The sequence below is a fragment of the Mucilaginibacter aureus genome (genome assembly GCF_053514885.1).
In genome coordinates this window covers 1,884,512-1,908,913 of sequence record NZ_CP170601.1, presented here as the reverse complement: position 1 = coordinate 1,908,913, position 24,402 = coordinate 1,884,512, and the positions used below count along the sequence as shown (strand labels likewise).

General features: G+C 43.8%; 19 protein-coding genes. 13 read left to right on the top strand and 6 right to left on the bottom strand.

What is annotated here, in order from left to right; genetic code table 11:
* Nucleotides 1-21: 21 nt before the first annotated feature.
* From ACFGVR_RS08060 to ACFGVR_RS08050, 3 genes are all read left to right on the top strand, one after another.
* Entirely contained in the window at nucleotides 22-603 is a 582-nt protein-coding gene (locus tag ACFGVR_RS08060) for a hypothetical protein (RefSeq protein ID WP_448702282.1), read from the top strand.
* A 95-nt stretch (nucleotides 604-698) separates the two neighbouring features.
* Nucleotides 699-2,366: a M1 family metallopeptidase gene (locus ACFGVR_RS08055; RefSeq protein ID WP_448702281.1), complete on the top strand. Its 1,668-nt coding sequence runs from the start codon at nucleotides 699-701 to the stop codon at nucleotides 2,364-2,366.
* A gap of 140 nt (nucleotides 2,367-2,506) precedes the next feature.
* The gene (locus ACFGVR_RS08050) at nucleotides 2,507-3,208 is read left to right on the top strand and encodes a head GIN domain-containing protein (protein ID WP_448702280.1); all 702 of its coding nucleotides are present in this window, start codon (nucleotides 2,507-2,509) and stop codon (nucleotides 3,206-3,208) included.
* 114 nt (nucleotides 3,209-3,322) lie between these two features.
* On the opposite strand, the gene ACFGVR_RS08045 is transcribed toward ACFGVR_RS08050, so the two are convergent.
* Nucleotides 3,323-4,693, bottom strand: coding sequence for an NHL repeat-containing protein (locus ACFGVR_RS08045; protein ID WP_448702279.1), 1,371 nt, complete (start codon nucleotides 4,691-4,693; stop codon nucleotides 3,323-3,325).
* Between the two features lie 149 nt (nucleotides 4,694-4,842).
* Here ACFGVR_RS08045 and ACFGVR_RS08040 point away from each other — a divergent pair, with 149 nt between their 5' ends.
* Nucleotides 4,843-5,304: a DUF4920 domain-containing protein gene (locus tag ACFGVR_RS08040; RefSeq protein ID WP_448702278.1), complete on the top strand. Its 462-nt coding sequence runs from the start codon at nucleotides 4,843-4,845 to the stop codon at nucleotides 5,302-5,304.
* Nucleotides 5,305-5,461: 157 nt separating this feature from the next.
* Here ACFGVR_RS08040 and carB read toward each other — a convergent pair whose 3' ends face one another.
* The 5 genes from carB to panC form a co-directional block, all read right to left on the bottom strand.
* Nucleotides 5,462-8,281 carry a carbamoyl-phosphate synthase large subunit gene (gene carB, locus ACFGVR_RS08035; RefSeq protein WP_448702277.1) on the bottom strand — a complete coding sequence of 940 codons (2,820 nt, stop codon included), beginning with the start codon at nucleotides 8,279-8,281 and terminating at the stop codon, nucleotides 5,462-5,464.
* 149 nt (nucleotides 8,282-8,430) lie between these two features.
* Nucleotides 8,431-9,153, bottom strand: coding sequence for a sterol desaturase family protein (locus tag ACFGVR_RS08030; RefSeq protein WP_448702276.1), 723 nt, complete (start codon nucleotides 9,151-9,153; stop codon nucleotides 8,431-8,433).
* A 71-nt stretch (nucleotides 9,154-9,224) separates the two neighbouring features.
* Nucleotides 9,225-9,794: a Crp/Fnr family transcriptional regulator gene (locus tag ACFGVR_RS08025; RefSeq protein ID WP_448702275.1), complete on the bottom strand. Its 570-nt coding sequence runs from the start codon at nucleotides 9,792-9,794 to the stop codon at nucleotides 9,225-9,227.
* Nucleotides 9,795-9,806: 12 nt separating this feature from the next.
* Nucleotides 9,807-10,802: a TonB family protein gene (locus ACFGVR_RS08020; protein ID WP_448702274.1), complete on the bottom strand. Its 996-nt coding sequence runs from the start codon at nucleotides 10,800-10,802 to the stop codon at nucleotides 9,807-9,809.
* Between the two features lie 46 nt (nucleotides 10,803-10,848).
* Nucleotides 10,849-11,688 (bottom strand): pantoate--beta-alanine ligase, encoded by an 840-nt coding sequence (gene panC / locus ACFGVR_RS08015; protein ID WP_448702272.1) that lies wholly within the window; start codon nucleotides 11,686-11,688, stop codon nucleotides 10,849-10,851.
* A 152-nt stretch (nucleotides 11,689-11,840) separates the two neighbouring features.
* On the opposite strand from panC, the gene ACFGVR_RS08010 reads away from it, so the two are divergent.
* The 9 genes from ACFGVR_RS08010 to ACFGVR_RS07970 all read left to right on the top strand — a co-directional run bounded on the left by ACFGVR_RS08010 (nucleotide 11,841) and on the right by ACFGVR_RS07970 (nucleotide 24,371).
* Nucleotides 11,841-12,665 (top strand): glycogen/starch synthase, encoded by an 825-nt coding sequence (locus tag ACFGVR_RS08010; RefSeq protein WP_448702271.1) that lies wholly within the window; start codon nucleotides 11,841-11,843, stop codon nucleotides 12,663-12,665.
* 19 nt (nucleotides 12,666-12,684) lie between these two features.
* Entirely contained in the window at nucleotides 12,685-14,100 is a 1,416-nt protein-coding gene (locus tag ACFGVR_RS08005) for a DUF4270 domain-containing protein (RefSeq protein ID WP_448702270.1), read from the top strand.
* Between the two features lie 101 nt (nucleotides 14,101-14,201).
* Complete coding sequence (gene glmS, locus ACFGVR_RS08000) at nucleotides 14,202-16,037, top strand: glutamine--fructose-6-phosphate transaminase (isomerizing) (protein ID WP_448702269.1); 1,836 nt, start codon at nucleotides 14,202-14,204, stop codon at nucleotides 16,035-16,037.
* 12 nt (nucleotides 16,038-16,049) lie between these two features.
* Nucleotides 16,050-16,670: a CatA-like O-acetyltransferase gene (locus ACFGVR_RS07995; protein ID WP_448702268.1), complete on the top strand. Its 621-nt coding sequence runs from the start codon at nucleotides 16,050-16,052 to the stop codon at nucleotides 16,668-16,670.
* A gap of 89 nt (nucleotides 16,671-16,759) precedes the next feature.
* Nucleotides 16,760-17,455: a hypothetical protein gene (locus tag ACFGVR_RS07990; protein WP_448702266.1), complete on the top strand. Its 696-nt coding sequence runs from the start codon at nucleotides 16,760-16,762 to the stop codon at nucleotides 17,453-17,455.
* Between the two features lie 190 nt (nucleotides 17,456-17,645).
* Nucleotides 17,646-18,584 (top strand): LysR substrate-binding domain-containing protein, encoded by a 939-nt coding sequence (locus ACFGVR_RS07985; RefSeq protein WP_448702264.1) that lies wholly within the window; start codon nucleotides 17,646-17,648, stop codon nucleotides 18,582-18,584.
* Between the two features lie 351 nt (nucleotides 18,585-18,935).
* Nucleotides 18,936-21,371: a TonB-dependent receptor domain-containing protein gene (locus ACFGVR_RS07980; protein WP_448702262.1), complete on the top strand. Its 2,436-nt coding sequence runs from the start codon at nucleotides 18,936-18,938 to the stop codon at nucleotides 21,369-21,371.
* 3 nt (nucleotides 21,372-21,374) lie between these two features.
* Nucleotides 21,375-22,511: a PepSY-associated TM helix domain-containing protein gene (locus ACFGVR_RS07975; RefSeq protein ID WP_448702260.1), complete on the top strand. Its 1,137-nt coding sequence runs from the start codon at nucleotides 21,375-21,377 to the stop codon at nucleotides 22,509-22,511.
* Nucleotides 22,512-22,661: 150 nt separating this feature from the next.
* Nucleotides 22,662-24,371: an ArnT family glycosyltransferase gene (locus ACFGVR_RS07970; RefSeq protein ID WP_448702258.1), complete on the top strand. Its 1,710-nt coding sequence runs from the start codon at nucleotides 22,662-22,664 to the stop codon at nucleotides 24,369-24,371.
* Nucleotides 24,372-24,402 lie beyond the last annotated feature (31 nt).

The window sequence follows — 24,402 nt, the reverse complement described above, 5'->3', positions numbered from 1 at the left end:
AAACCCATCGCTATGCTAATAATGAAAAACGATAAGATCATAGAGCGGATAAAGTTCCATAAGGAAAGCAAAAAGTATGTAAAAATCATCAGGCAAATACCGGGTGGTGGAACAGAAAAAAGCGCCGGTTATATTTTGCAGTATTCTGAAGATTTTATTCTGCTTCATGAAACGGATGACTTTAGAGCATTAGGGTATATCATATTACCTATTTGGCAAATTTGTGAACTGCGTATGAATCGTGCTGATAAATACTATGATAAAATAATGAGGTGGGAAAAAATAACAGATGAGATTGGAATTGACTTTGTAGTAGATCTAAAAAGCTGGCAGTCTGTTTTTAAACAATTACAAAAAAAGGATTTAACTGTGATAGTTGAATGTGAAACCCCTGAAATAGATACTTTTACTATCGGACCTATAACAAATGTGGGTAGCAAATATGTTTATATCCAATACTTTGATGCTGAAGGCTATTTCGATAAAGAGTCAACATCAGTAGATTATGCTTCTATTACCCAGGTTCAGTTCAATGACCATTATTCAAACATCATCAGCAAATATATCCGGCATCGAAAAGAACTTGAGCCATTGCCAAATTGATAATAGAGAGACAAAACCAAACTAAAAAATACCGATAAATACCTATGTCTTCGGGAAAAATGTTGCAAATTTGATTATACGTTTAACTGACCTAAATGAAAATACAACACCTTATTACCTGCGCATTGGCTTTGAGCATTAGCGCCATTACTGCAAAAGCGCAACTAATGCAGCCTAAACCTGCTTTTACCCGTGCCGATACGCTGCGCGGCAGCCTGACAACCCCATACCGCACCTGTTACGATGTTAGTTATTACCACCTGGATGTGAAGGTAGATATCGCGCAGAAATTTATCAGCGGCAGCAACCTGATCAAATTTACGGCTATGGCTGATTTTACCAGGCTGCAGGTTGATCTGTTTGCTAACCTGAAAATAGAAAAGATCATCTATAAAGGTAAAGAAGTGCCTTACACCCGCGAGTTTAACGCCGTGTTTGTAACCTTCCCTAAAACTATTGCCAAAGGCAGTAAAGACGAGTTTACCGTTTATTACTCGGGCAACCCAACCATTGCCGTGCGTGCACCGTGGGATGGCGGTTTTGTGTTTACTACCGATTCGTTAGGCAAACCATGGGTAGCTACGGCCTGCCAGGGTATGGGCGCCAGTGTTTGGTTCCCCAACAAGGATCAGCAGGCCGATGAGGTTGACAGCGCACTGATCAGCATCAGCGTGCCTACCGGCTTAAAGGATGTTTCGAACGGGCGCCTGCGTAAGGTTACCGACCTGAAGAATGGCTATACCAAATTCGACTGGTTTGTGAGCAACCCCATCAACAACTACGACATCGCAGCCAACATCGGCGATTACGCTCACATCAGCGACAGCTACGCGGGCGAAAAAGGCAAGCTTACGCTGGATTACTGGGTGTTATCGTACAATGTAGAGAAAGCTAAAAAGCAATTTGATGCCAATGTAAAACGGATGCTTAAGGCCTTTGAATACTGGTTTGGCCCGTACCCCTGGTACGAGGATGGTTACAAACTGGTTGAAACCCCGCACCTGGGTATGGAGCACCAAAGCGCAGTAGCTTACGGCAATAAATTTGGAAACGGTTACCTGGGCCGCGATCTGAGCGGTACCGGCTGGGGCCTGAAATGGGATTATATTGTGGTGCACGAGAGCGGGCACGAGTGGTTTGGCAACAACATTACCAGCAAGGATATTGCCGATATGTGGATACACGAAGGCTTTACCGATTATTCAGAGTCGCTGTTTATTGATATGTATTATGGCAAGCAAGCCGGGCAGGAGTATGACCATGGGCTGCGCCGCACTATTGGTAACTACGAAACAGTTGTTGGCCCGTACGGCGTTAATAAGGAAGGTTCGGGTGATATGTACAACAAAGGTTCGGTGCTGTTTAACATGATACGCACAGCCATTAACGATGATGAAAAATGGCGCCAGATACTGCGCGGTTTAAACAAAACCTTTTACCACCAAACCGTAACTTATGATGATATTGTAAACTACATTAACAAAGAATCGGGCTTTAATTTTAGCAGCGTGTTTGACCAGTACCTGCGTCATAAAAGTTTGGCTACCTTAGAGCTAAGATTTGATAACAACGGCAGGCTGATGGCGCGTTATGTAGCCGAAGCACCCGGCTTTACTATGCCGGTAAAAATACGGGCCAAAGGCGGCGAGTATAAAATGATAACGCCTACCAGCAGGTTTCAGCCTTTTGATGTGGCAGGCGTAACTAAGGATAATGTAGAAGTTGATGAGTTTAATTATTATATTGGCGTATTAGTAGATTAACCCTCTCCCCCGGGGGCTTTTTGGTCCTGAGTCTGAAGTCTTGAGTTCTGAGTCAAAAAAGAGACTCCAGATAATGGACTTTTGATTGAATGTGTAACCAAAAGAACAAAGTCCGTGTCTTAACTTAAAACAGCAAAATTATGAAATCACTGACCAGAGTTTTATTCGCGACCGTTGTTGTCGCCTTGATCAATGTATCAGCTAAAGCAGCTAATACTGATGATCGCCACCTGACGGGGTTTAATGCGGTTAACCTTTCGGCATCGTTTGATGTGTATATTACACAGGGGCCGGCCGAATCGGTTAAGGTTGAAGCACCGGCCGAGGACCTGGAACACATTGTTACCGAAGTGCGTGGCGGCGTTTTAAATATTTACGAAAAAAGCCATAGCAGCGGGATGCCCCTGATTGGTAAAAAACGCGTAATATATGTTGTAGCCAAAGATTTGAACAGCATTACCGTAAACGGTTCGGGCGATGTGTTTTTTAAGAGTGGTATCAATACCAAAGCTATGAAGATCAAAGTTTCGGGCTCGGGTGATATTACGGGGAATTTAACTGTTAAAACATTGGATGCTGCTATTTCGGGATCGGGCGATGTGAAATTAGCGGGCCATGCCGACGGAAGCACTGTACTTGTATCAGGCTCAGGTGATTTTTCGGGCCGGGACCTTGTGACCAATAACACTACGGTAAAGGTGATGGGTTCGGGCAATGCAACGGTGAACGCTAACGTGAAGATCGACGCCGCGGTTTCAGGTTCGGGCGATATCCGTTATACCGGCGCTACCAAGCAGGTTGCTATATCAAAAGCCGGTTCGGGCGATGTACATAAATTGTAAAGGGCTCATGCCGGTCATTTACAAAAAGGCTTAATTTCTCTCCCGGATCACCGGGAGAGAAATGACAAACCGGGTACCTCACCTGGATTTTTTACATCATCCATCAAGGCTCCCCTACTGCAATACCAGTTTCCTGATCTGGTTGTTACCGGAGTCGAGTACATATAATACCCCCTGATAAACCGCAAGCGATTGCGGCGCATTGAACAGCGCGGCAGCACCGGTGCCATTGGCAAACCCGCTATTACTGCTGCCTGCAAGGGTATACAATACTTTAGCCGAAGTTAGTTCCATTATGCGGCCCGCAGCATCAATAAAGTAGGTGTTGTTATTGGCATCCATCGCAATGCTGTTCGGGCTGTTCAGGGTTTTGCTTTGCACCGCTGTACCGGCAACTGTAGTAACCACACCGGTGGCGATTACTATTTTGCGGATGGCATGGTTGCCCTGGTCGGCTACATATAGGTTGGCGCCAGTGGCATCAATTGTTATACCGGCTGGATTTCTGAATGCGGCGGTAGTGCCAATCGAGTCTACATAACCACCTGCCGCATAACCTGCTAATGTAGTTACCACACCCGCCGATGTTATCTTACGGATCACATTGTTGCCGTAATCGGCTACATACAGGTTGCCGTTGCCGTCAACAGCCATGCCGCGAGGGCTTTTAAATGCCGAGCCTTTTCCGGTGCCATCGGCATAACCCGGTGTACCGCTGCCGGCTAAGGTTGATACCACACCTGCCGCGGTTATTTTACGGATGATATTGTTACCGTAATCGGCTACGTATACATTGCCATTGGCATCGGCCACCACGCCCTGTGGCGCGTAAAACTGGGCGTTAGCGCCTGTATCATCAACATAGCCAAGGGTACCGTTGCCTGCCAAAGTAGTTACGACACCGCCGGTAGTTACTTTTCTGATCGCGTTATTGAACGAGTCGGCAATGTACAGGTTACCCGATGCATCAACGGCTATACCTTTAGGCGTGTTAAACTGGGCACCCGTACCTGTACCATTGGTAAAACCCGCTGTTAAACTTCCTGCAAAGGTAGTTACAACAGCAGTAGGCATTGTGGCGGTTGATGTGGTGGTAAATTTGATAACGCTGCCATAACCTGTACCTGCTGTACTGGTAGCAAACGCCCTTACGTAGTAGGTAGTTGCCGCACTTAAACCCGTAAGGTTAAGGGTAAAAGAGGTTTCTACAACCGGGTCAACGGTTTTGCTATCGGCTGTAGTTGGGGCCGAGTTCGTCGAGCTCCAGCAAATACCTCTTACGGTAACAGTATCATCGCCGGCGTATAAAATATTACCGCCGCTTACCGCGCTTGTTGAGTTAACATTAGCTATAACATTGGTGGTTTGTATACCGGGTACAATCGGGGTGTAAGTCGTGTCGGAGTTTTTGCTGCAGCCTGTAATGAAGATCGCAGCAAACAAAAACATTGACAGAACAAATAAGGCAGGTATGTTTTTTTTCATACCAATAAAAATCCCCGGCGAAGATGAAATTTAGATGAATTTTTGATTGGCCAACAGGCTTTGCAAGCTAATAACGCGGTTTTTAACAATAATTAACATTAGTAAATCATATTGTATACTGCATTGTTACATACCTATAATCACTACCCATGAAACATCATCTTACCATACTTGCCCTGCTGCTCTGTTTTGCGGCCACCGCACAAAAACATACACCTTTACCCCATGGTATGTTATACGGGCAAAAGGTTAATACTACCGGCATGATGCCCGCTTACAAAGTAGAAGACTTTATGGGTAAAAAAGTGCGCATATCAACTACCATAACAGGCAAAGTATTGCGGGTAACCCAACCTAAAGGCGGCTGGTTTGATATGGATGCCGGCAACGCCCGGGTGATCAAAGTACACTTTCGCGATTATGGCATCAACCTACCTGCCGACCTGAGGGGACGCAATGTAATAATAGAAGGCGTTGCCCAAAAGCAGTTTATTGCCGACGATATGCAGCACTTTGCAGGCGATACTGTAAAAGGTAAAAAACAGCACCAGGTAAAAACCAATCCCAAACAGGTATTGAGCTTTGAAGCATCGGGGTTGATGGTTTTGTAGGAATAAAGATTGAAGGAACAAAGAGCAAGGATAAACGACTAACAAAAAATCCTTATTCTTTGTTCCTTATATCCTTGATCTAAAGATGAAGACTGAAACAAAAAAGGAGCAAGAAATCCTTATTCCTTGCTCCTTATATCTTTGATCAAATCAAAACCTATTTACTCAGGTACATCGATTTCTCTTTGTACAAGTGCCTGAAATATGGATCCTGCAGATCCGGGATAAAGCGGATGGCTTCACCTGTCGATTTCATTTCGGGGCCAAGCTCTTTGGTTACTTCCGGGAATTTATCGTACGAGAATACCGGCTCTTTTATGGCATAACCTTTTAGCTTACGCTCTATCGTAAAATCTTTGATCTTGTTCGCGCCCAGCATTACTTTGGCAGCGATGTTGATGTAAGGCACATCATATGCTTTGGCGATGAACGGTACCGTACGCGATGCACGCGGGTTAGCTTCTATCACGTAAACCTTTTCGTCTTTTATCGCAAACTGGATGTTTAACAAGCCGCTTACATTTAACGCTTTTGCGATCTTGATGCTGTGATCTTCCATCTGTTTGATCACCTTGTCCGACAGGTTGAACGGCGGTAATACTGCGTATGAGTCGCCCGAGTGAATACCCGCCGGCTCAATATGCTCCATCAAACCGATGATGTGCACATCGTCGCCATCACAGATCGAGTCTGATTCGGCCTCTTCAGCACGATCCAAAAAGTGGTCTATCAGCACGCGGTTTCCCGGAAGGTTTTTCAGCAGGTTCACTACCGCTTTCTCCAGGTCCTCATCGTTGATCACAATGCTCATGCCCTGGCCACCCAACACATAGCTCGGGCGTACCAATACAGGGTAACCTACCTGGTGTGCAACCTCAATAGCTTCTTCGGCGCTTTCGGCAACACCATATTTAGGATATGGGATGTCCAGTTCTTTCAACAGGTCTGAGAAACGGCCACGATCTTCGGCAATATCCATATCGTTGAAAGAGGTACCGATAATTTTGATGCCATGCTCATGCAGCTTTTCGGCCATTTTCAAAGCAGTTTGCCCGCCAAGCTGAACAATAACACCTTCCGGTTTTTCCAGTTCGATAATTTCTCGCACGTGTTCCCAGAATACGGGTTCAAAGTACAGCTTATCGGCCATGTTAAAATCTGTAGATACCGTTTCGGGGTTACAGTTGATCATGATCGATTCGTAACCACATTCTTTCGCGGCAAGCAAACCATGCACACAACTGTAATCAAACTCAATGCCCTGGCCAATACGGTTAGGGCCCGAGCCTAATACAATGATCTTTTTCCTGTCGGATGGGATCGACTCATTCTCGCCATCGTAAGTTGAATAATAATATGGCGTTTTAGCCGGAAACTCGGCAGCGCAGGTATCAACCATTTTGTACACCCGGCGTATGCCCAGGGCCTTGCGGCGCTGGTAAACATCTTCTTCGGTAGTACTGTTACCCAAAATATAGGCAATCTGCACATCGCTAAAGCCTTTTTGCTTCAGGTTTGTTAAGATCTCTTCGGGTACGTTATTCACCGAGTAACGGCGCAGTTCTGCTTCCAGGTTGATCAGCTCCTGTATCTGGTTTAAAAACCAGCGGTCAATTTTGGTTGCTTTGCGGATAGATTCTATCGGCACACCCAAACTCATGGCATCATAAATATGGAACAGCCTGTCCCAGCTTGGTTTTTCCAAACTGTGCATAATCTCGTCCAGGTTGCGGTTCTGGCGGCCATCGGCCCCTAAACCTGCACGACCAATCTCTAAACTCTGACAAGCTTTTTGTAAAGCCTCAATAAAGCTGCGGCCAATGCCCATTACTTCGCCTACCGATTTCATTTGCAAGCCTAACTCGCGGTTAGCGCCTTTAAATTTATCAAAGTTCCAGCGTGGTATTTTTACGATCACGTAATCCAGCGTTGGCTCAAAATAGGCCGACGTTGTTTTAGTGATCTGATTTTCAATTTCATCAAGGTTGTAACCGATAGCCAGTTTAGCGGCTATTTTAGCGATAGGGTAACCGGTAGCTTTTGAGGCTAAAGCCGATGAACGCGAAACCCGCGGGTTGATCTCGATAGCGATGATTGCTTCGTCGGCCGGGTTAACAGAGAACTGTACGTTACAGCCGCCGGCAAAGTTGCCAATGGCGCGCATCATGCGGATGGCCTGGTTACGCATTTCCTGGTAGCAGCGGTCGCTCAAAGTCATGGCCGGTGCCACGGTGATCGAGTCGCCGGTGTGGATACCCATCGGGTCAAAGTTTTCGATAGAGCAAATGATGATCACGTTATCGTTGTTATCACGCAACAGCTCCAACTCATATTCTTTCCAGCCTAAAACAGCTTGCTCCACCAATACTTCGTGCGTTGGCGATGCCTGTAAGCCGCGGTTCAGGGCGGCATCAAAATCTTCTTTTTTATGTACAAAGCCTGCGCCTTTACCACCCAGCGTGTAGCTTGGGCGTATTACCAGCGGAAAACCTATTTGCTGTGCAGCCTCTTTACCCTCCAAAAACGAATTGGCAATTTTTGAGGTGGCAACACCCACGCCAATATCCACCATTAGCTGGCGAAAGGCTTCGCGGTTTTCTGTTTTTTCGATGGCGGCAATATCCACACCAACGATCCTAACACCATATTTTTTCCATATGCCCTGCTCATCGGCCTCAATACAAAGGTTTAATGCAGTTTGGCCACCCATGGTAGGCAGTACGGCATCAATTTTTTGCTCCTGTAATATTTGTTCAATACTGGCAGTGGTTAGCGGCAGCAGGTAAACATGGTCGGCAATAACCTTATCGGTCATGATGGTGGCCGGGTTGCTGTTAATAATGGATACCGAAATACCTTCGTCTTTTAACGATAGCGCCGCTTGTGAGCCGGCGTAATCAAATTCGCAGGCCTGGCCAATAATAATTGGGCCTGAGCCGATGATCAGTACTGATTTAATGGAGTTATCTTTGGGCATAGTGCTTTTTTGAAAAAGTAAAAGTCAAAAGTTAAAAGTCGAAAGTATAGGACTTTTCGCTATGCGCTTAATTGGGAAATCCCGATTGTTGCGTTCGGGATGCAAAGGTAGGTTTTTTGGCCGGTTTAGCAGAATGTTTTTTCAAATAATTACTCAGACTTGTGTACATCCTTAAAGCCTATCATCTGCATTAATTTCAATTCTTTATCAGTATCAAACCCACACGAAGTAGTAAATTTTTCGGGATTGCTGTATGTGCCAAATAACATATCCCACCAAACAATATCTCCGTAATTATTGCTATGTTTTTCGTACTCGTGATGGATGCGGTGCATCTCGGGCCGTTGAAATATATAGCCCACCCATTTGGGTGTAGTGATGTTGGTATGATAAAAAAACTCGCCCAAAGCAGTACACAAAGTATATACGGCACCTGCCTCAGGGCTAAGGCCCAGTAAAGTGTAAACCAGCAAACTCCCGATGATCGAATTAACCAGCATCTCAACAGGGTGTTTATAAAATGAGGTAATAACCTCTATGCGTTGCGCGCTATGGTGTATTTGGTGGAAGTGCCGCCATAAAAAATCACTTTGATGGCGCCAGCGGTGCCACCAGTAAAAAATAAACGTGGCAATAAAGTAGGCTATTATCCCGCCTGCCCAGTTTGGCACCATCGCCGAAAGGCTAAACACCGAAGTTGCCGACAGCCATTTTTCCCAGGTATAACCTGCAAGAACAACGATAAGCAACTGAAAAAAATTAATAGCCAGTACACGGATAGCCCAGGTTGGTACCTGCGGCAGTTTCCAGCCGGGGATCAGTCTTTCTATAATAAAGCATATCGCAAAGCAGATCAGGATGATGGTAAGCATAATATTTTTGTTTTTTGTTTAGTCAAATCTCCGGGTAAGTTTTCCAGATGTTTTTGATCTAAGTCAAAAAATCATTTTACTGCTCTTATTCTGCTTAAGGTTTCTTGTTTAATATTTAAAAACGAGGCGATTTGGCCAAGTGAGGCTTTTTGTAAGATATCCGGATAGGTTTTTAGCAGGTTTTGATACCGCTCAGACGCCGATTGGGTTTGCAGCTGAATAGTTTTTTCTTCGCTGCGGATATAATAGTGTTCGGTGATTAACCGGCCGGTACGGTTAAACTCAGGAAACTGCTGATATAATTGCTGCAGCTGATCCCAATTGATGGATTGTAAAACGCAATCTTCTAAAACCTCGATATTTTCAAACGACGGCTTGCGCGAAAAGAAACTATAAACCGAGATGATAAATTCGTTTTGGCCCATAAACCAATTGGTATACTGATTTGTGTTTTGATGAAAGTAAGAACGTAAAAAGCCCTGTTTTACAAAATAGATACGCTGTGCAACCTGCCCGGCTTTTAGTAAAAGTGTTTTCTTTCTAAATTCTTCCTCTATTAAATACGAGCCGATCTTTTCCTGCAAAGGTGATGATAGAATGGCGATGCTGTTTAATGTACCAAGTAATTGACTGCCATCCATAATTATCATAGATCACTCTCCCAGTGAAAAATTAATAGGCACGGTAAACTGCACCCGTACAGGGCGGCCATAGCGCATTCCGGCTATCCATTTCGGCGATAGTTTCATTACACGCATGCCTTCATCAGCCAGGTCGGTGTTCGCTGCTTTTAAAACCTCCATATCCACCAGGCTGCCGTCTTTTTCTACTACAAATTTAATATACACCCTGCCCTGTATATTGCGCTCTCTGGCATACCTTGGGTATCGTATGTTAGTCATTAAAAAACGGCCAAAAGCCTGTTCGCCGCCGGCATATTCGGGCTGCTGCATCCGTTTGGTATAGTTTACCACGGTACCGGCACTATCTACAGACTGCCCGGTTAGTAATTTGCCGTTCTCGTATTTTTCGGTAAAAGTTACTTTCCATCTGTTTTTGCCTTCCTGCCCTTTCCAGTCGCCCTCCCGCATACCAGCTTTTAAATTTCCTTCTTCTGCAATGTTTTTAAAATCATCATCGTAACCAATGTAGTACCCGGCACCATCAACAACAAGCGCCTTACCGGTTGAATCGTTGCAGGCTAAAACAGTATATTCTCCGTTTATCCCGTCGTATAATGGTTTCCTGGTATCGTTATATCGCTTAAGCGTATACAGTTTACCATTGGGATAATATTCAAACGCATCGCCTGTTCTGCCTCCTTTTTTGTAGCTGGTCAATTCCTTTCGTTTACCGGATGGAAAATAGGTTATGCACTGCCCTTCAAGCAAAACCGGTTCAATACGCGATGTTTTACCAATCAGCTTCGCCTTGCCTGAAAGGTAATAGTCTTTGAGGTTATAAAGCGTGGTGCCCGAATCGGGTTCGCTTACAATACGGATGTAATCAGCACTATCCTTTATGCTTACCTTTTTGCCGTTATTCTTTAAAAAATAAACGTTTTGCTTTTGGGCAAAAGCTGCCATACCTGCCAAAAGGCAAATATTAAGTACAATAAAGGTTTTTTGAATGGCGCTTAGGGATATCATTGTCCTAAAATAATAAAACAACTTAATGCACAGCGTTAAAATAATTTTATTTTAATATCATGTTATCTATCAACCGTGTTTTACCTGCCCAGGCGGCTACTAAAGCAACAACTTTTTCAGTATCCGCTGCAGCGGGATAAAGGGTGTCACCATCGGCCAGTTCAAAGTACTCCATCCGCAATTCGGGCTGGTGTTCCATAAAACCGGCAGCCAGTTGTTTGAGTTCGGGCAGGGTATGCGTGGCAAAGTTATCTTTCACCATTTGTAATAACTGTGATAATGCGAGCGCGTTTTGTTTTTCATCAGCGCTCAGGTGTACATTGCGGCTGCTCATGGCCAGTCCGCCCGGTTCGCGTACAATGGGGCACATTACCATTTTAACCGGCAGGTTAAGCAGTTGCACCATTTTGCTGATCACTAAAAACTGCTGGTAATCCTTTTGCCCAAAAAAGGCCATATCGGGCTTAATAATATCAAAAAGCTTAAATACTACCTGGGTTACGCCCTGGTAATGCCCCGGCCTGAATTTACCCTCCAACAGGCTTTCAAGCGGGCCGATGTCCAGGTGCCAGGCAGGTTCGTTGGCAGCATATATTTCGCTAACCGGGGGGTTAAATAATATATCGCAACCTGCGCTCTCCAGCTTTTTAATATCGCTTTCGATAGGCCGCGGGTATTTTTCAAGGTCTTTAGGATCGTTAAACTGGGTAGGGTTAACAAAAATGCTGCACACTACCTCGTCGGTAACGGTTTTGGCCGTAGCCAGTAAGGATATGTGGCCGTTATGTAAAGCACCCATGGTGGGTACGAGGCCTATAGTTTTACCCGCAGAGCGTTTTTGAAGCAAATATTGGATAATCTCGCCCTTGGTTGTAAAGATTTTCAATGAGGTTGGGTTTTATACAGGGGCAAAGATTAGGAATAGAATAAATATTACCAAAACAACTTGCATAATTCATTGATATATCATAAGATAATGCTTATATTTGCAAACTCAAATTTTTTGACTTCTTTACATAAAATTAATATTGATTAGTGATGGGTAAATCTAAGCTTTTGTTCATAACTCATGAAATGTCTCCCTTCTTAGAACTCACAAAAATTGCCGAAATAACCAGACAACTACCACAAGCTATGCAGGATAAAGGATTTGAAATCCGTATCCTCATGCCACGGTTCGGTAATATTAACGAGCGCAGGAACAGATTACACGAAGTTATCCGTCTATCGGGCATGAACATTATTATCAACGATAATGATAATCCATTGATCATTAAAGTTGCTTCGATACCTGCGGCACGCATGCAGGTGTATTTTTTGGATAATGAAGAGTATTTTCAACGTAAACATGTGTTTGGAGATAAGGATGGGAAGTTTTACGCCGATAATGATGAAAGAATGATCTTCTTTTGCAAAGGTGCACTTGAAACTGTAAAAAAATTAGGCTGGGCGCCTGATATTGTTCATTGCCACGGCTGGATGAGCGCGCTTGTGCCTGCTTATTTAAAAACTACGTACAAAGACGACCCTACATTTAAACACTCAAAAGTTGTTTACTCTATTTACGAAAACGATTTTACTGAGCAGTTAGATGCTGATTTTGCACGCAAGGCAGTAATGGCCGATATGACTGAAAGCCATACCGAAGTATACAAGCCCGGAACCAACTCATCGTTGTATGCCGGCGCTATACACTACTCTGATGGTATAGTTTTAGGTAGCTCCAATATCGCCGCTGATGTGTTAAATAATGTTAAAAACAGCCATAAATCGATTTTAGAAAACGAATTCACTTCAGATTTCGAAAATTATTACAATTTTTACGACGAAATTACCAATGAAGAGTTGGTACACGTTGCATAAGACAAAGAGAGATCGATATATGAAATTTTTCAGACTGGACTTATTGACACTGTTGATAAGTCTTTTTATTTTAAACAGTTGTAAAAACCCGGATGGCGTGGGCTTGGGCATCGACCCTTCACAATCCCTGCAGGCAACCCTGGTTGATACGGCAACCATCAATACCACTACCGTGGTTGATGACGACTTGTTAACCAACAACATTTCCAAAGCGCCTTTGGCCTATTTTAAGGACCCATTATTTGGCACTACCGAGGCTAACATTGCAGCTGGATTAAATTTACCTAACTCATCAAGCTTTACTTTACCTGCCGGTACGATCGTTATCGATTCGTCGCGCCTGGTATTAACTTATGCTGATGGTTTTTACGGCGACTCGTTAACTACAAAGTATAAATTAAATGTATACCAGCTAAACGAGCCGGTAATAAGCAGTCAGTATTATTACAATACCAAGGTATGGAGCCACAGCAATACTTTGCTAGGTACACAATCCTTTTTTGTAAGGCAAAAAGATAGTGTTAAAATTACCGATATTGTTACCGGCGGTAAAGACACTTTAAAAAAGGTTGCTCCGCAAATACGGGTGCCCATTGCCAATAGTTTTGTGTTCAATAACTTTTTTGCTGCAAGCACGAGCCAGCTGAGCAATAACTCGGTGTTTTTAAATGCGGTTAAAGGGTTATACATTACGCTTGATAAAACAGGTACTACCGGTGGCCCGGGCGGGAACATTTACTTTAATATGTCGGGCGCGTGTTCGTTAGAGGTGTATTACCGTGTTACCCACGGAAGCACTATAGATACTTTAACAGCTACCCTGCCATTAGGAAACCCCCACGCTGCCGAAATTAAGCACGATTACACCGGCATACCGGCCATTCAGGCCCAATTAAATAATCCTACAGTATCTACAGGTACTATTTACCTGCAGGGTTTATCCGGTTTACGTTCAAAGGTTAGTTTTCCGTATCTTAAAAAATTACTGCCCGCAAATTTAACCAATAATGATATTACCATAAACCGCGCCGAACTGGTAGTAACCCCGGTTGCCGGTACAGGTATACCATATGTGCCTACACCGCGGTTAGCTTTATACAGATTTGATATTGCGCACCAAAAAACTACCGTGCCCGATGCTACGGCAGGCAGTGTATATTATCTTTCAGTAGGTTCATTTGGTGGTTTTTATGATACTTATCATAAATCATACAGCTTTGTTATCACCGGTTATGTTGACGACCTGATGCGCGGAAAAACTACCGATTACGGTACCTTTATTGCACCTGCCGATACCATGGGCTTACACACAGGCTCAGCCGTTATAGATATCAGTAACTCTGCATCGGTAAATTCGCGCGTAATAATAGGCGGCAATAAAACATCGCCGTATAAAATGAAACTCAACATTATTTACGGTAAGGTTTCAAAATAAAATACGCCACATCCCTTATTTAATTAAACGGAATTAAGATATTAGCGCCACATTTGTTAAAACAAAGTGGCGCTTTTTTTATTTTTCAATAAACTATTTTTATGTGCGGAATTGTAGGATATATTGGTTACAGAGATGCTTACCCCATTATTATCAAAGGCCTTCACCGGTTAGAGTATCGTGGTTACGATAGTGCCGGTGTAGCACTTTTAGATGATGAGTTAAAAGTTTACAAAAAAGCAGGTAAGGTTGGTGATCTTGAAGACTTTGTAAAGGACATAGAACTAAAGGGCAAAATTGGAATGGGCCATACCCGCTGGGCCACCCATGGTGCCCCAAGCGACCGCAATTCGCATCCACATTCATCAGGCGACCGCAAGCTTACTATTATCCACAATGGCATTATTGAGAACTATGCTATCATAAAAGAAGCTTTACTGGCTGCCGGCCATGTTTTTAAAAGTGATACCGATACAGAGGTTTTAATACACCTGATCGAAAATATACAACACGAAACCGGCCTCGACCTGCGCGAAGCAGTACGGGTGGCCCTCAACAAAGTTGTTGGTGCCTACGCAATAGTGATCATGAGCAGTGATGAGCCCGATTTGATCATTGCCGCCCGTAAAGGCAGTCCGCTGGTTATAGGCGTTGGTAAAGGCGAATACTTTGTTGCATCGGATGCTACACCGATAGTTGAGTACACCAAAAACGTGATCTATTTGAACGATAACGAGATCGCTTACATTAGCAAAGAGGATCTGCTGGTAAAAAATATCGATAACACCATACAAACTCCATATATACAAGAACTTGATCTGAAGCTTGAACTGCTTGAAAAAGGCGGGTACGAGCATTTTATGTTAAAGGAAATTTACGAGCAGCCACGCTCCATCCGCGATTGTATGCGCGGGCGTATCTATCCTAAAACAGGTAAAGTACAACTGGGTGGGATAAAAGAATACACCGAAAAGTTAAAAAACATTGATAGGATCATCATTGTTGCCTGTGGTACATCATGGCATGCGGGTTTGGTAGGCGAATACCTGATCGAAGATTTTGCCCGTGTACCTGTTGAGGTTGAGTACGCTTCCGAATTTAGGTACCGTAACCCTATCATTACCGAAAAAGACCTGGTGATAGCCATTTCGCAATCGGGCGAAACCGCTGATACCATGGCGGCAATTGAGCTGGCCAAAGAGCGCGGTGCAACCATTTTTGGTATTTGTAATGTGGTTGGCGCTTCTATACCGCGTACTACTCATGCAGGTGTTTATACCCACGCAGGCCCCGAAATTGGTGTAGCATCAACCAAGGCATTTACAGCGCAGGTTACCGTACTTACCCTCATCGCATTTTACATCGCGCAGCAGCGGGGTACCATTACAGAAAGTAAACTGATCGAGTATTTAACCGAACTGAACGAAATACCCGACCTTGTTGAGCTGGCACTGAAAAGCAACGATCATATCCGTGATATCGCTGCCAAATTTAAAGACTCGCCAAATTGTTTATTCCTGGGCAGGGGTAGTTCATTCCCGGTGGCTTTGGAAGGTGCTTTAAAGCTGAAGGAAATATCGTACATCCATGCCGAAGGCTACCCCGCAGCCGAAATGAAGCACGGCCCTATCGCTTTGATAGACGAAGAAATGCCGGTGGTATTTATCGCCACCAAAAATTCATCGTACGAAAAAGTGGTAAGCAATATACAGGAAGTTAAGGCCCGTAAAGGCAAGGTAATTGCTATTGTTACCGAGGGCGATGTTGATGTAAAAGAGATGGCCGATTACGTGATCGAGATACCTCAAACCGATGAGGCTTTTGTACCGCTGGTGGCTACCATACCTTTGCAATTGTTATCCTATCATATCGCCGTAATGCGGGGTTGCAATGTCGATCAGCCGCGTAACCTGGCTAAATCGGTAACGGTAGAATAATACAGGTAAGTTGTGCGAAAACTGGATATTGAAAACTGGAACCGGAAAGAGCATTTTAACTTTTTTAAAACTTTTAACCAGCCTTACTACGGCATTACCGTTCAGTTGGATTGTACGCGTGCCTACAGCCGGTATAAAGCCTTAGACGTTTCGTTTTATAGTTATTACCTGCACAAAATACTCGTTGCCATTAATGAAACGGAAAATTTGAAGTACCGCATTGATGGCGACGACGTTTATATTTGCGACCAGGTGGATGCCTCGTCTACCATCCTGCGTGACGATCATACCTTTGGATTTTCGCACATCAAATTCCACACTGACCTGTTTAAATTTCACCAGGAAGTAACTGCCGAAATTGAACGCATCAAAAACACCAGCGGGTTATTTACAACCGGTCCGTTAACTAATGTCATTCATTTTTCGGCATTGCCATGGATAAACTTTACCAGTATATCCGAAGCATTTAACAAAAGCGCAGGCGATAGCTGCCCTAAAATAGCTGTAGGTAAATTAACCGATGTTGATGGCCGTAAACTGATGCCTTTAGCCATCCATGTGCATCATGCATTGGTAGATGGTTATCATCTGGGATTGTTTATCGATAAACTGCAGCTTCTGTTAAACGAATAGGCTGGTTCCACCCTATATTCATCAAATTGTTTAACAAATTTTAACATTGATTTGTGTAACAGATTAATTACAACCGGCGTCTTACCGGTATGAAAACCATATCTTATTACTTATTATTGGGGGTTTTACCGGTGGTATTGCTCTCATGTTCAAAAAAGGTGTATAATAACAACGCCTATTTGTCGTCGCATGATCTGAGCGGCAAAAAATTAGCTGTATTACCTGTTGAAGTGTATTATACCGGCATTCCGTCATCAAAAGGCGATACTTATACCGAAGAACAGGCTACCAGCCTTGAAACACAATCGGCATTGGAACAGGCTTACCTGATGTATACCAACAGTCACAGCGCCAAAAAATTTCAGCACCATGTAGAAATGATCAATACCAACGTCGTTAATGATCGTATTAAAGCTGCAGTTTCCGATTTGCGCAAGGCATGGAAAATGGCTCCTGACAGTTTAGGCAGGCTTAGCGGTGCCGATTTGGTGTTAAAGGTGCGTGTGGTGCGCACACGCTATATGTCCGAAGGGTTGGCTAATGGCATTAATACCGGCAAAGCTATATTTGATGCAGTTGTGAATACCAGCTCGAATGGGGGATTATCATTCACGCCCGGAGTTAAAGCCTATAGCGTGCATTACGAGGTTAGCCTGATAGATGCCAAAACAGGGGTACTGCTTTCGAGCGTTGCCAACGAACAGGATAAGGACCGTAACGGCGATAGCATTGAGAAAATAAACAAGCTAATGGCCGAAAAGGCAGCTGTTTTTGCCGGAGGATGATTTAGATGTGAGTATTGAGATGTGAGATATGAGACAGAAGAACCCTTAAAAACGTTGTCTCAAATCTCATATCTATTATCTCAAATCCGTGTAAAACTATTTAAATGTGCACTTAAATAAACTTGCTGAAGTTTATCATATAGATAAAATCAATAATTATTATATTTGAATTAGATTTTAACTATATAGCATGACCTTAGTACAATTAGAATATATCGTTGCCCTGGATAGCTATCGCAGCTTTGTGGCTGCTGCCGAAAAGTGTTTTGTAACACAGCCTACGCTGAGCATGCAGATCCAAAAGCTGGAAGATAATTTAGGCGTAAAAATATTTGACCGTACCAAACAACCTGTTGTACCTACCGAGATCGGCATTGAGATCATCGCACAAGCCAGGTTATTATTATCCGAAAGCCAAAAGATCAAAGAGATCATCAGCGACAGGCAAAAAGAACTGAGCGGCGAATTAAAAGTAGGTATCATCCCAACCATATCGCCTTACCTGTTACCGCGTATCATTAACCGCTTTATTGAGAAATATCCCCAGGTAAAACTGATCGTTTGGGAGCAAACTACCGAAGAGATCGTTCAGCAGATCAAACTTGGTAAAATAGATTGCGGTATATTATCAACTCCGCTACATGAGGCCTACTTGTTAGAGATCCCTGTTTTTTACGAAAACTTTGTGGCCTACGCCTCAAAAACAAGCCGGTTGTTTAAAAAGAAAAGCATCAGTCCGGATGATATAGACATGGAGGAAATATGGGTACTGAACGAAGGCCATTGCATGCGCGAGCAGGTATTGAACATTTGCCAGCGCAGGCGCTCAACCAGGGGCTTTCAGCATTTTGAGTACAATACGGGCAGTGTTGAAACGCTAAAACGGATGGTTGATCAAAACAGCGGCGCAACCATTTTACCCGAACTGGCCCTAAGCGACCTGACCGATAAACAGCTTGATAAAGTACGTTATTTTAAAAGCCCCGAACCGGTGCGCGAGGTGAGTATTGTGATACAAAAGAACTTTTTAAAACGCCGCATGATAGAGGCCCTGAAAACCGAAATACTCGACTTTGTGCCTAAACGTATGAAAACAAGAAAGAAAAAAGAGGTAATGGAGATACAGTAGTATTTCTTTATAGGGGATTGCAAATCCCCGCGTCATTTAATCCGGATTAACGAAAGTACATTTTTTATTTTTACCGTTCGTCGGGATTTGCAATCCCGACCCAAATACAAGCAGATTTGTAATCCGCGGAACCATCCCCATACCCCCAAAGAGGTATTTTTCCTATTTCAAAGATCTTTGTTTGGAATTATTCTAAATAAGAGGTTACTTTGTCGCCGAACCCTGTTAAAAACATGCCTATGCATTATACTTAGTCCGCGCGTATAAAAAAACCCGGTATTCCGTCGCCAAACATCTTACCGGGCCAATGTCAACAAATCCTTCAATTTATTAATCATCAGTAACAAAACTATGAATTCTTTACTATGTAGCAATAAGTCTACTTTCTCGTTCTTAAAAAAAATACACCTCAGTTTTTTCTTCCTTTTCATCACCACAACAGTTTTTGGTCAAACCGGCTTTATCAGCGGCACGGTTAAAACATCCGATGGTAAACCTGCCGAAAATGTAAGCATCGCGCTGCAAGGCACCCGTTACGGTACCATGTCGGGCGAAAGCGGTACCTACTCATTAAAAGTACTTGCCGGCACCTATACACTTATTGCATCGCATGTTGGTGCTCCCGCGCAGCAGGTAGTTGTAACTGTACAAGGCGTACAAACAACTAAAGTACCTGTAATCACCATCAACTTAACTGCGGGCATTTTACAGCAGATTAACGTAAGCGATAGCCGCACAAACAAGTTCGTTAAAAAGTCGAGCGATTATGCGGCCAAAATGCCCTTGAGTAACCTGGAAAATCCGCAGGCTTATACCAGTATAGGTAAGGAGCTTTTGCAGGAACAGGCTGTATTTTCTGCTGATGACGCGATCAAAAATGCAGCCGGTATCACCAAATTATGGACACCTACCGGCCGTGCAGGCGATGGCGGCAGCTACTTTACACTCCGAGGGTTTTCTGTACAAACCTCGTTGCGGAATGGCATTGCCGGTTTGATCACCAACACTGCTGATGCTGCCAACCTTGAAAAGCTGGAAGTGATCAAAGGCCCATCCGGTACGTTATATGGCAGCAGTTTGATCTCTTTTGGCGGTTTGATCAACCGGGTAACCAAAAAACCTTTTGAAACTACCAGCGGCGAGATCAGTTATTCGGGCGGTAGCTATGGTTTTAACCGTATTAGCGCCGATTACAATACGCCGCTCGATTCGGCTAAAAAAGCGCTGTTACGTATCAATACAGCTTACAATGCCATCAATTCTTTTCAGGATAATGGCTTTAACAAAAATTTCGTATTCGATCCGAGCTTTACCTATAAAGCCAGCGACAGATTAAGTTTAACTTTTGATGCCGAGATAAGCCATGGTAAGGGCACTACTCCGCCGATATTTTATTTTGGCTCAACCATTGCAGCACTTGGCGCAACCAATGCCAGCCAGTTAAATATCGACTACAAGCGTTCGTATCAAAGCGACGACCTGGTTACTACCTCAAACAACGTTAACTTTTACGGCGCAATAGATTACAAAATTTCGGACAGCTGGAAGTCGCAAACTAACTTTGGCACAACCAACAGCAGTTCTGATGGGTATGGCCCCTATTTTTACCTGTTGCCAGGTAATAACTCCATTGCCCGCAACGTTTGGGCAATTGATGGCAACACCAATACCTTACAAATACAGCAAAACTTCATTGGCGATTTTAAGATCGGCAGCTTAAGAAACAGGCTGGTAGCCGGGGTTGACTTTTTAAATCAAACCTCAAACCTCAAATACAGCGACCCTAACGGCGGGTCGGACTCGTTCGATATTATCAACTTAAAGGGCCCTATACCTGCCTATAACAATTTTAACAAGGCCAAAGTAGATTCGCTATTCAATAACACGCCGTTATACACCGCTTACAGCCGTTACAACAATTATACTTACAGCGCTTATGCATCAGATGTGCTGAATATTACAGATAACCTGATGGCTATGGCCAGTTTAAGGGTTGATTATTTTAACAACACATCGGTTGATAACCCGGTAAACGGCACCAGCAGTACCGCATACCACCAGACGGCCCTTTCGCCTAAATTTGGGTTAGTTTACCAATTGGTAAAAAACCAGGTAGCGCTGTTTGGTAATTATATGAACGGTTTTAGCAACACCACTCCGGGTACCGATTTTTATGGCAAAAGCTTTAAACCAGAGCAAGCCAACCAGTTGGAAGGCGGCGTTAAGGTTGACCTGTTTGACGGCAAGCTGAGCAGCACCATCAGCTATTATGATATCAAGGTGAAGGATATCGTCAAATCCGACCCTAATCACACTAATTTTTCCATCCAGGACGGCTCGCAATACAGCCGTGGTTTTGAGGCCGAAGTTATTGCCAACCCATTTAATGGCTTTAACATTGTGGCAGGTTACTCGCATAATAACAGCCTAATGACCAACTCCGACCCAACCTACGATAACGGACGCAGGCCTCAAACTGCTGGTCCGGCTAACTCGGCCAATTTATGGGCAAGCTATGTACTGACTAAAGGCAGCGCCAAAGGCCTTGGTTTAGGTTTCGGGGGTAATTATTCGGCAGATAACTATGTGATCGACAATGCTTACAATGGCGTTTTTTACCTGCCATCGTTCACTGTACTAAACAGCAGTTTGTTTTATAACAAGGATAAATTCCGTTTTGCGTTAAACGTAAATAACCTTACCGATAAGCAATACTGGATAGGTTATACCACTGTAGATCCGCAAATGTTAAGGCAGGTTATTGGCAGCATTAGCTACAGGTTTTAATGCATGGCTGTTAACAGATCGATATTATTTGTACACCGCTGGCTCGGCTTTATAGCTGGGCTGGTGGTGTTTATTGTGAGCATTACCGGTTGTATCTTCTGTTTCCAGGATGAGATACAGGATGCGTTATACAGTTATCGCAAGGTTGAACAGCAAAGTAAGCCCTACCTGGCACCATCAGTTTTAAAACAGATCACACTAAAGCAACATCCCGGTTATACCGCAAATTATATTTACTATTATGGCAAAGATCGCCCGGCAGCGGTTATCATCAACAGTAAAAACAGTTTCGAATATGTTTATTTAAACCCATATAGCGGTGCAATTACCCATACAGAAAACCCGCTGAGGAATTTTTTTACCATAGTCGAATACATTCATCTTTACCTGCTTTTGCCACCTGGTATCGGCACGCCGATAGTGGGTATATCCGTTATTATTTTTGTGGTGATGATGATAACGGGCATTATATTATGGTGGCCCAAACGTAAAACCGACCGTAAGCGGGCATTCACCATTAAATGGAACGGCCGTTGGCGGCGTGTCAACTACGATCTGCATAATGTGCTGGGGTTTTATGCCACAAGCATTGCCGTTATACTGGCCATATCGGGTTTATCTATAGCTTTTGATTGGATGCGCGACAGTATTTACACTACGGCCAACCTGGGCGATAAGTATCCGGCTGAGAAGGCCACCTTTAAATCAGACACTTTGTTTAAAGGCAACACGCTACAACCTGTAGCAGATATGGCGTTTGCCTTCGCACAAAAACGATCGGCAAATGCAGAGATGTTTTTAGTATATGATCCTACCGAAAACGCCGGGACAATAGGCATAACCGCTTATGCCAAAAGCCTGCATTTTTACCACAGTGATGGCTACACCTTCGATAAACATACGGGTAAACTGCTCCAATATCTATCTCACGAGCAAAAAAGCCCTGGTATGAAAATGAACGATATGAACTACGATATCCACGTAGGCCAGGTGCTGGGCTTAACCGGCAAGATCATCGCCTTTACAGCATCGCTTATTTGCGCCAGCCTGCCGGTTACCGGTTTTGTGATCTGGCTGGGCAAACGCAATAAAAAACGATATAAAAAGCCCCAAATAAAATTGATACCCCACACCCCTTAAAAATCAAAGTCCTGTTTACCTGCGGTTATACTGAGCTAAATACCGCGGGTAAATCAGGCACCATTATAATTACCGCCGGTTTGCTGCTGTTGCCAGGATAAAATCCAAATCACAAATATTTTTTGGTTATTTGTGTTAAAATAAAGTTTAATGTCCGCAACCGGTATCAGCACTTCTTCAAACAAGCCCATCTGGTATTTTTTATTGTTCTGGACGTTGTTTAACGCCCTGCAATCATATACCCTGGAACTGCATGGCGATGAGGCATATTACTGGGTTTATTCGCGGTTTTTAGATTGGGGATATTTTGATCACCCGCCCATGGTGGCTATTTTTATTCGCATTGGCGATAGCATCATGCATAACGAGCTGGGGTTGCGGCTGCTTACAGTGATCACCAATTCGGCTTCGCTATACCTGTTATGGCTCATCCTTAAAAGGTACGCAGTTGATGCCAAATGGTTTATTGCTATCGCTTCGGGGTTGTTTATTTTCCATATGTACGGGTTTACCACCACACCCGATTCGCCGTTATTCTTCTTTACGGTACTGTTCTATTACTTTTATCAACGCTATATTGACGAGGATAAATGGGGCCTCGCGCTCATTTTGGGTGTTGTGGCCGCCTGTCTGCTGTACAGCAAATATCATGGAATACTGGTCATCGGGCTAACCCTTTGTGCCAATATCAAACTACTGCGCCGTAAAAGCTTTTGGCTCATTGCTGTGCTTGCATCAATTCTGTTCATTCCGCATGTACTTTGGCAGTTTCAGCATGATTTCCCGTCGCTCAAATATCACCTGGTTGACCGTTCTGAAAAATACAATATCGAATTTACAGCCACTTATCCGCTCGGGCAGCTGGCTATGGCCGGACCATTTATCGGCTGGTTTTTGTATTACTCGGCAGCGAAAGTGAAGATCAAAGATACCTTTATCCGTACACTGGTAGTTAACTGTATTGGTACCTTTCTGTTCTTTTGGCTCAATACTTTTAAAGGTAACGTACAAATGCACTGGACACTGGTTGCCTACGTGCCGCTTGTTATGCTGGTATTGATCCGGTTTAAACAATCGGCTTACCCGCCAAAATGGTTTTACAACCTTACCCTGGTTAACCTCGCGTTTATCCTGTTTTTACGGATAGCCTTGTTGTTCCAGTTTCCTTTTGTGATGAAGATCGGCCAGTTTGAAAGTTATTTCGGCTTCCGCGAATGGACCAAACAGGTGCACCAAATAGTTGGTGATAATTATGTCGTTATCCGCGATGGTTTCCAGGATCCATCCAAATACAATTACTACAGCAATTCGCTAAAGGCTGTATCATACGATACCCGTTATTACCGCAAAACCCAGTACGATATGTGGCCCATTGAGGATAGCATGCAGCATAAAAAAGCGCTGTATATGTCCGAATATAATGAACCCGGCGCCACAACGGATTCGCTGGTGGCGCTTTACGGCCGCAAATGGTATATTGGCTGGGTTGATGATGTGCAAACCTACCAGAAAGCTGAGATCGGTATTTTATCGGGCATCCGTTCGGCAAAGCCGGGGCAAAACGTTACGATGGATTTACTTTTGGCTGCAGATCGTTTAGATCTCTTCATGACTGTTGTTCCGAAGTTACGCTTAGCACCCGATAAAGCCTTTTTGGAAGCCTGCTTTATGCAAAACGGCGACCTGAAACTGGCATCGAAACCACTCGATAGCAACATACCTCACGAGGGCAGGTACCAGTTCAAATTCAAAGTACCCGATAAACCCGGCAAGTACGAGCTGTCCTTTTCTATCCGAACTGTGCCTTTTCCCGGCTCAAAAAACAGCCAAACAATAGAGTTTACAGTGGAGGAACCCTAAGCCCTAAAGCGTGTATCGCGTTTAAAACGCT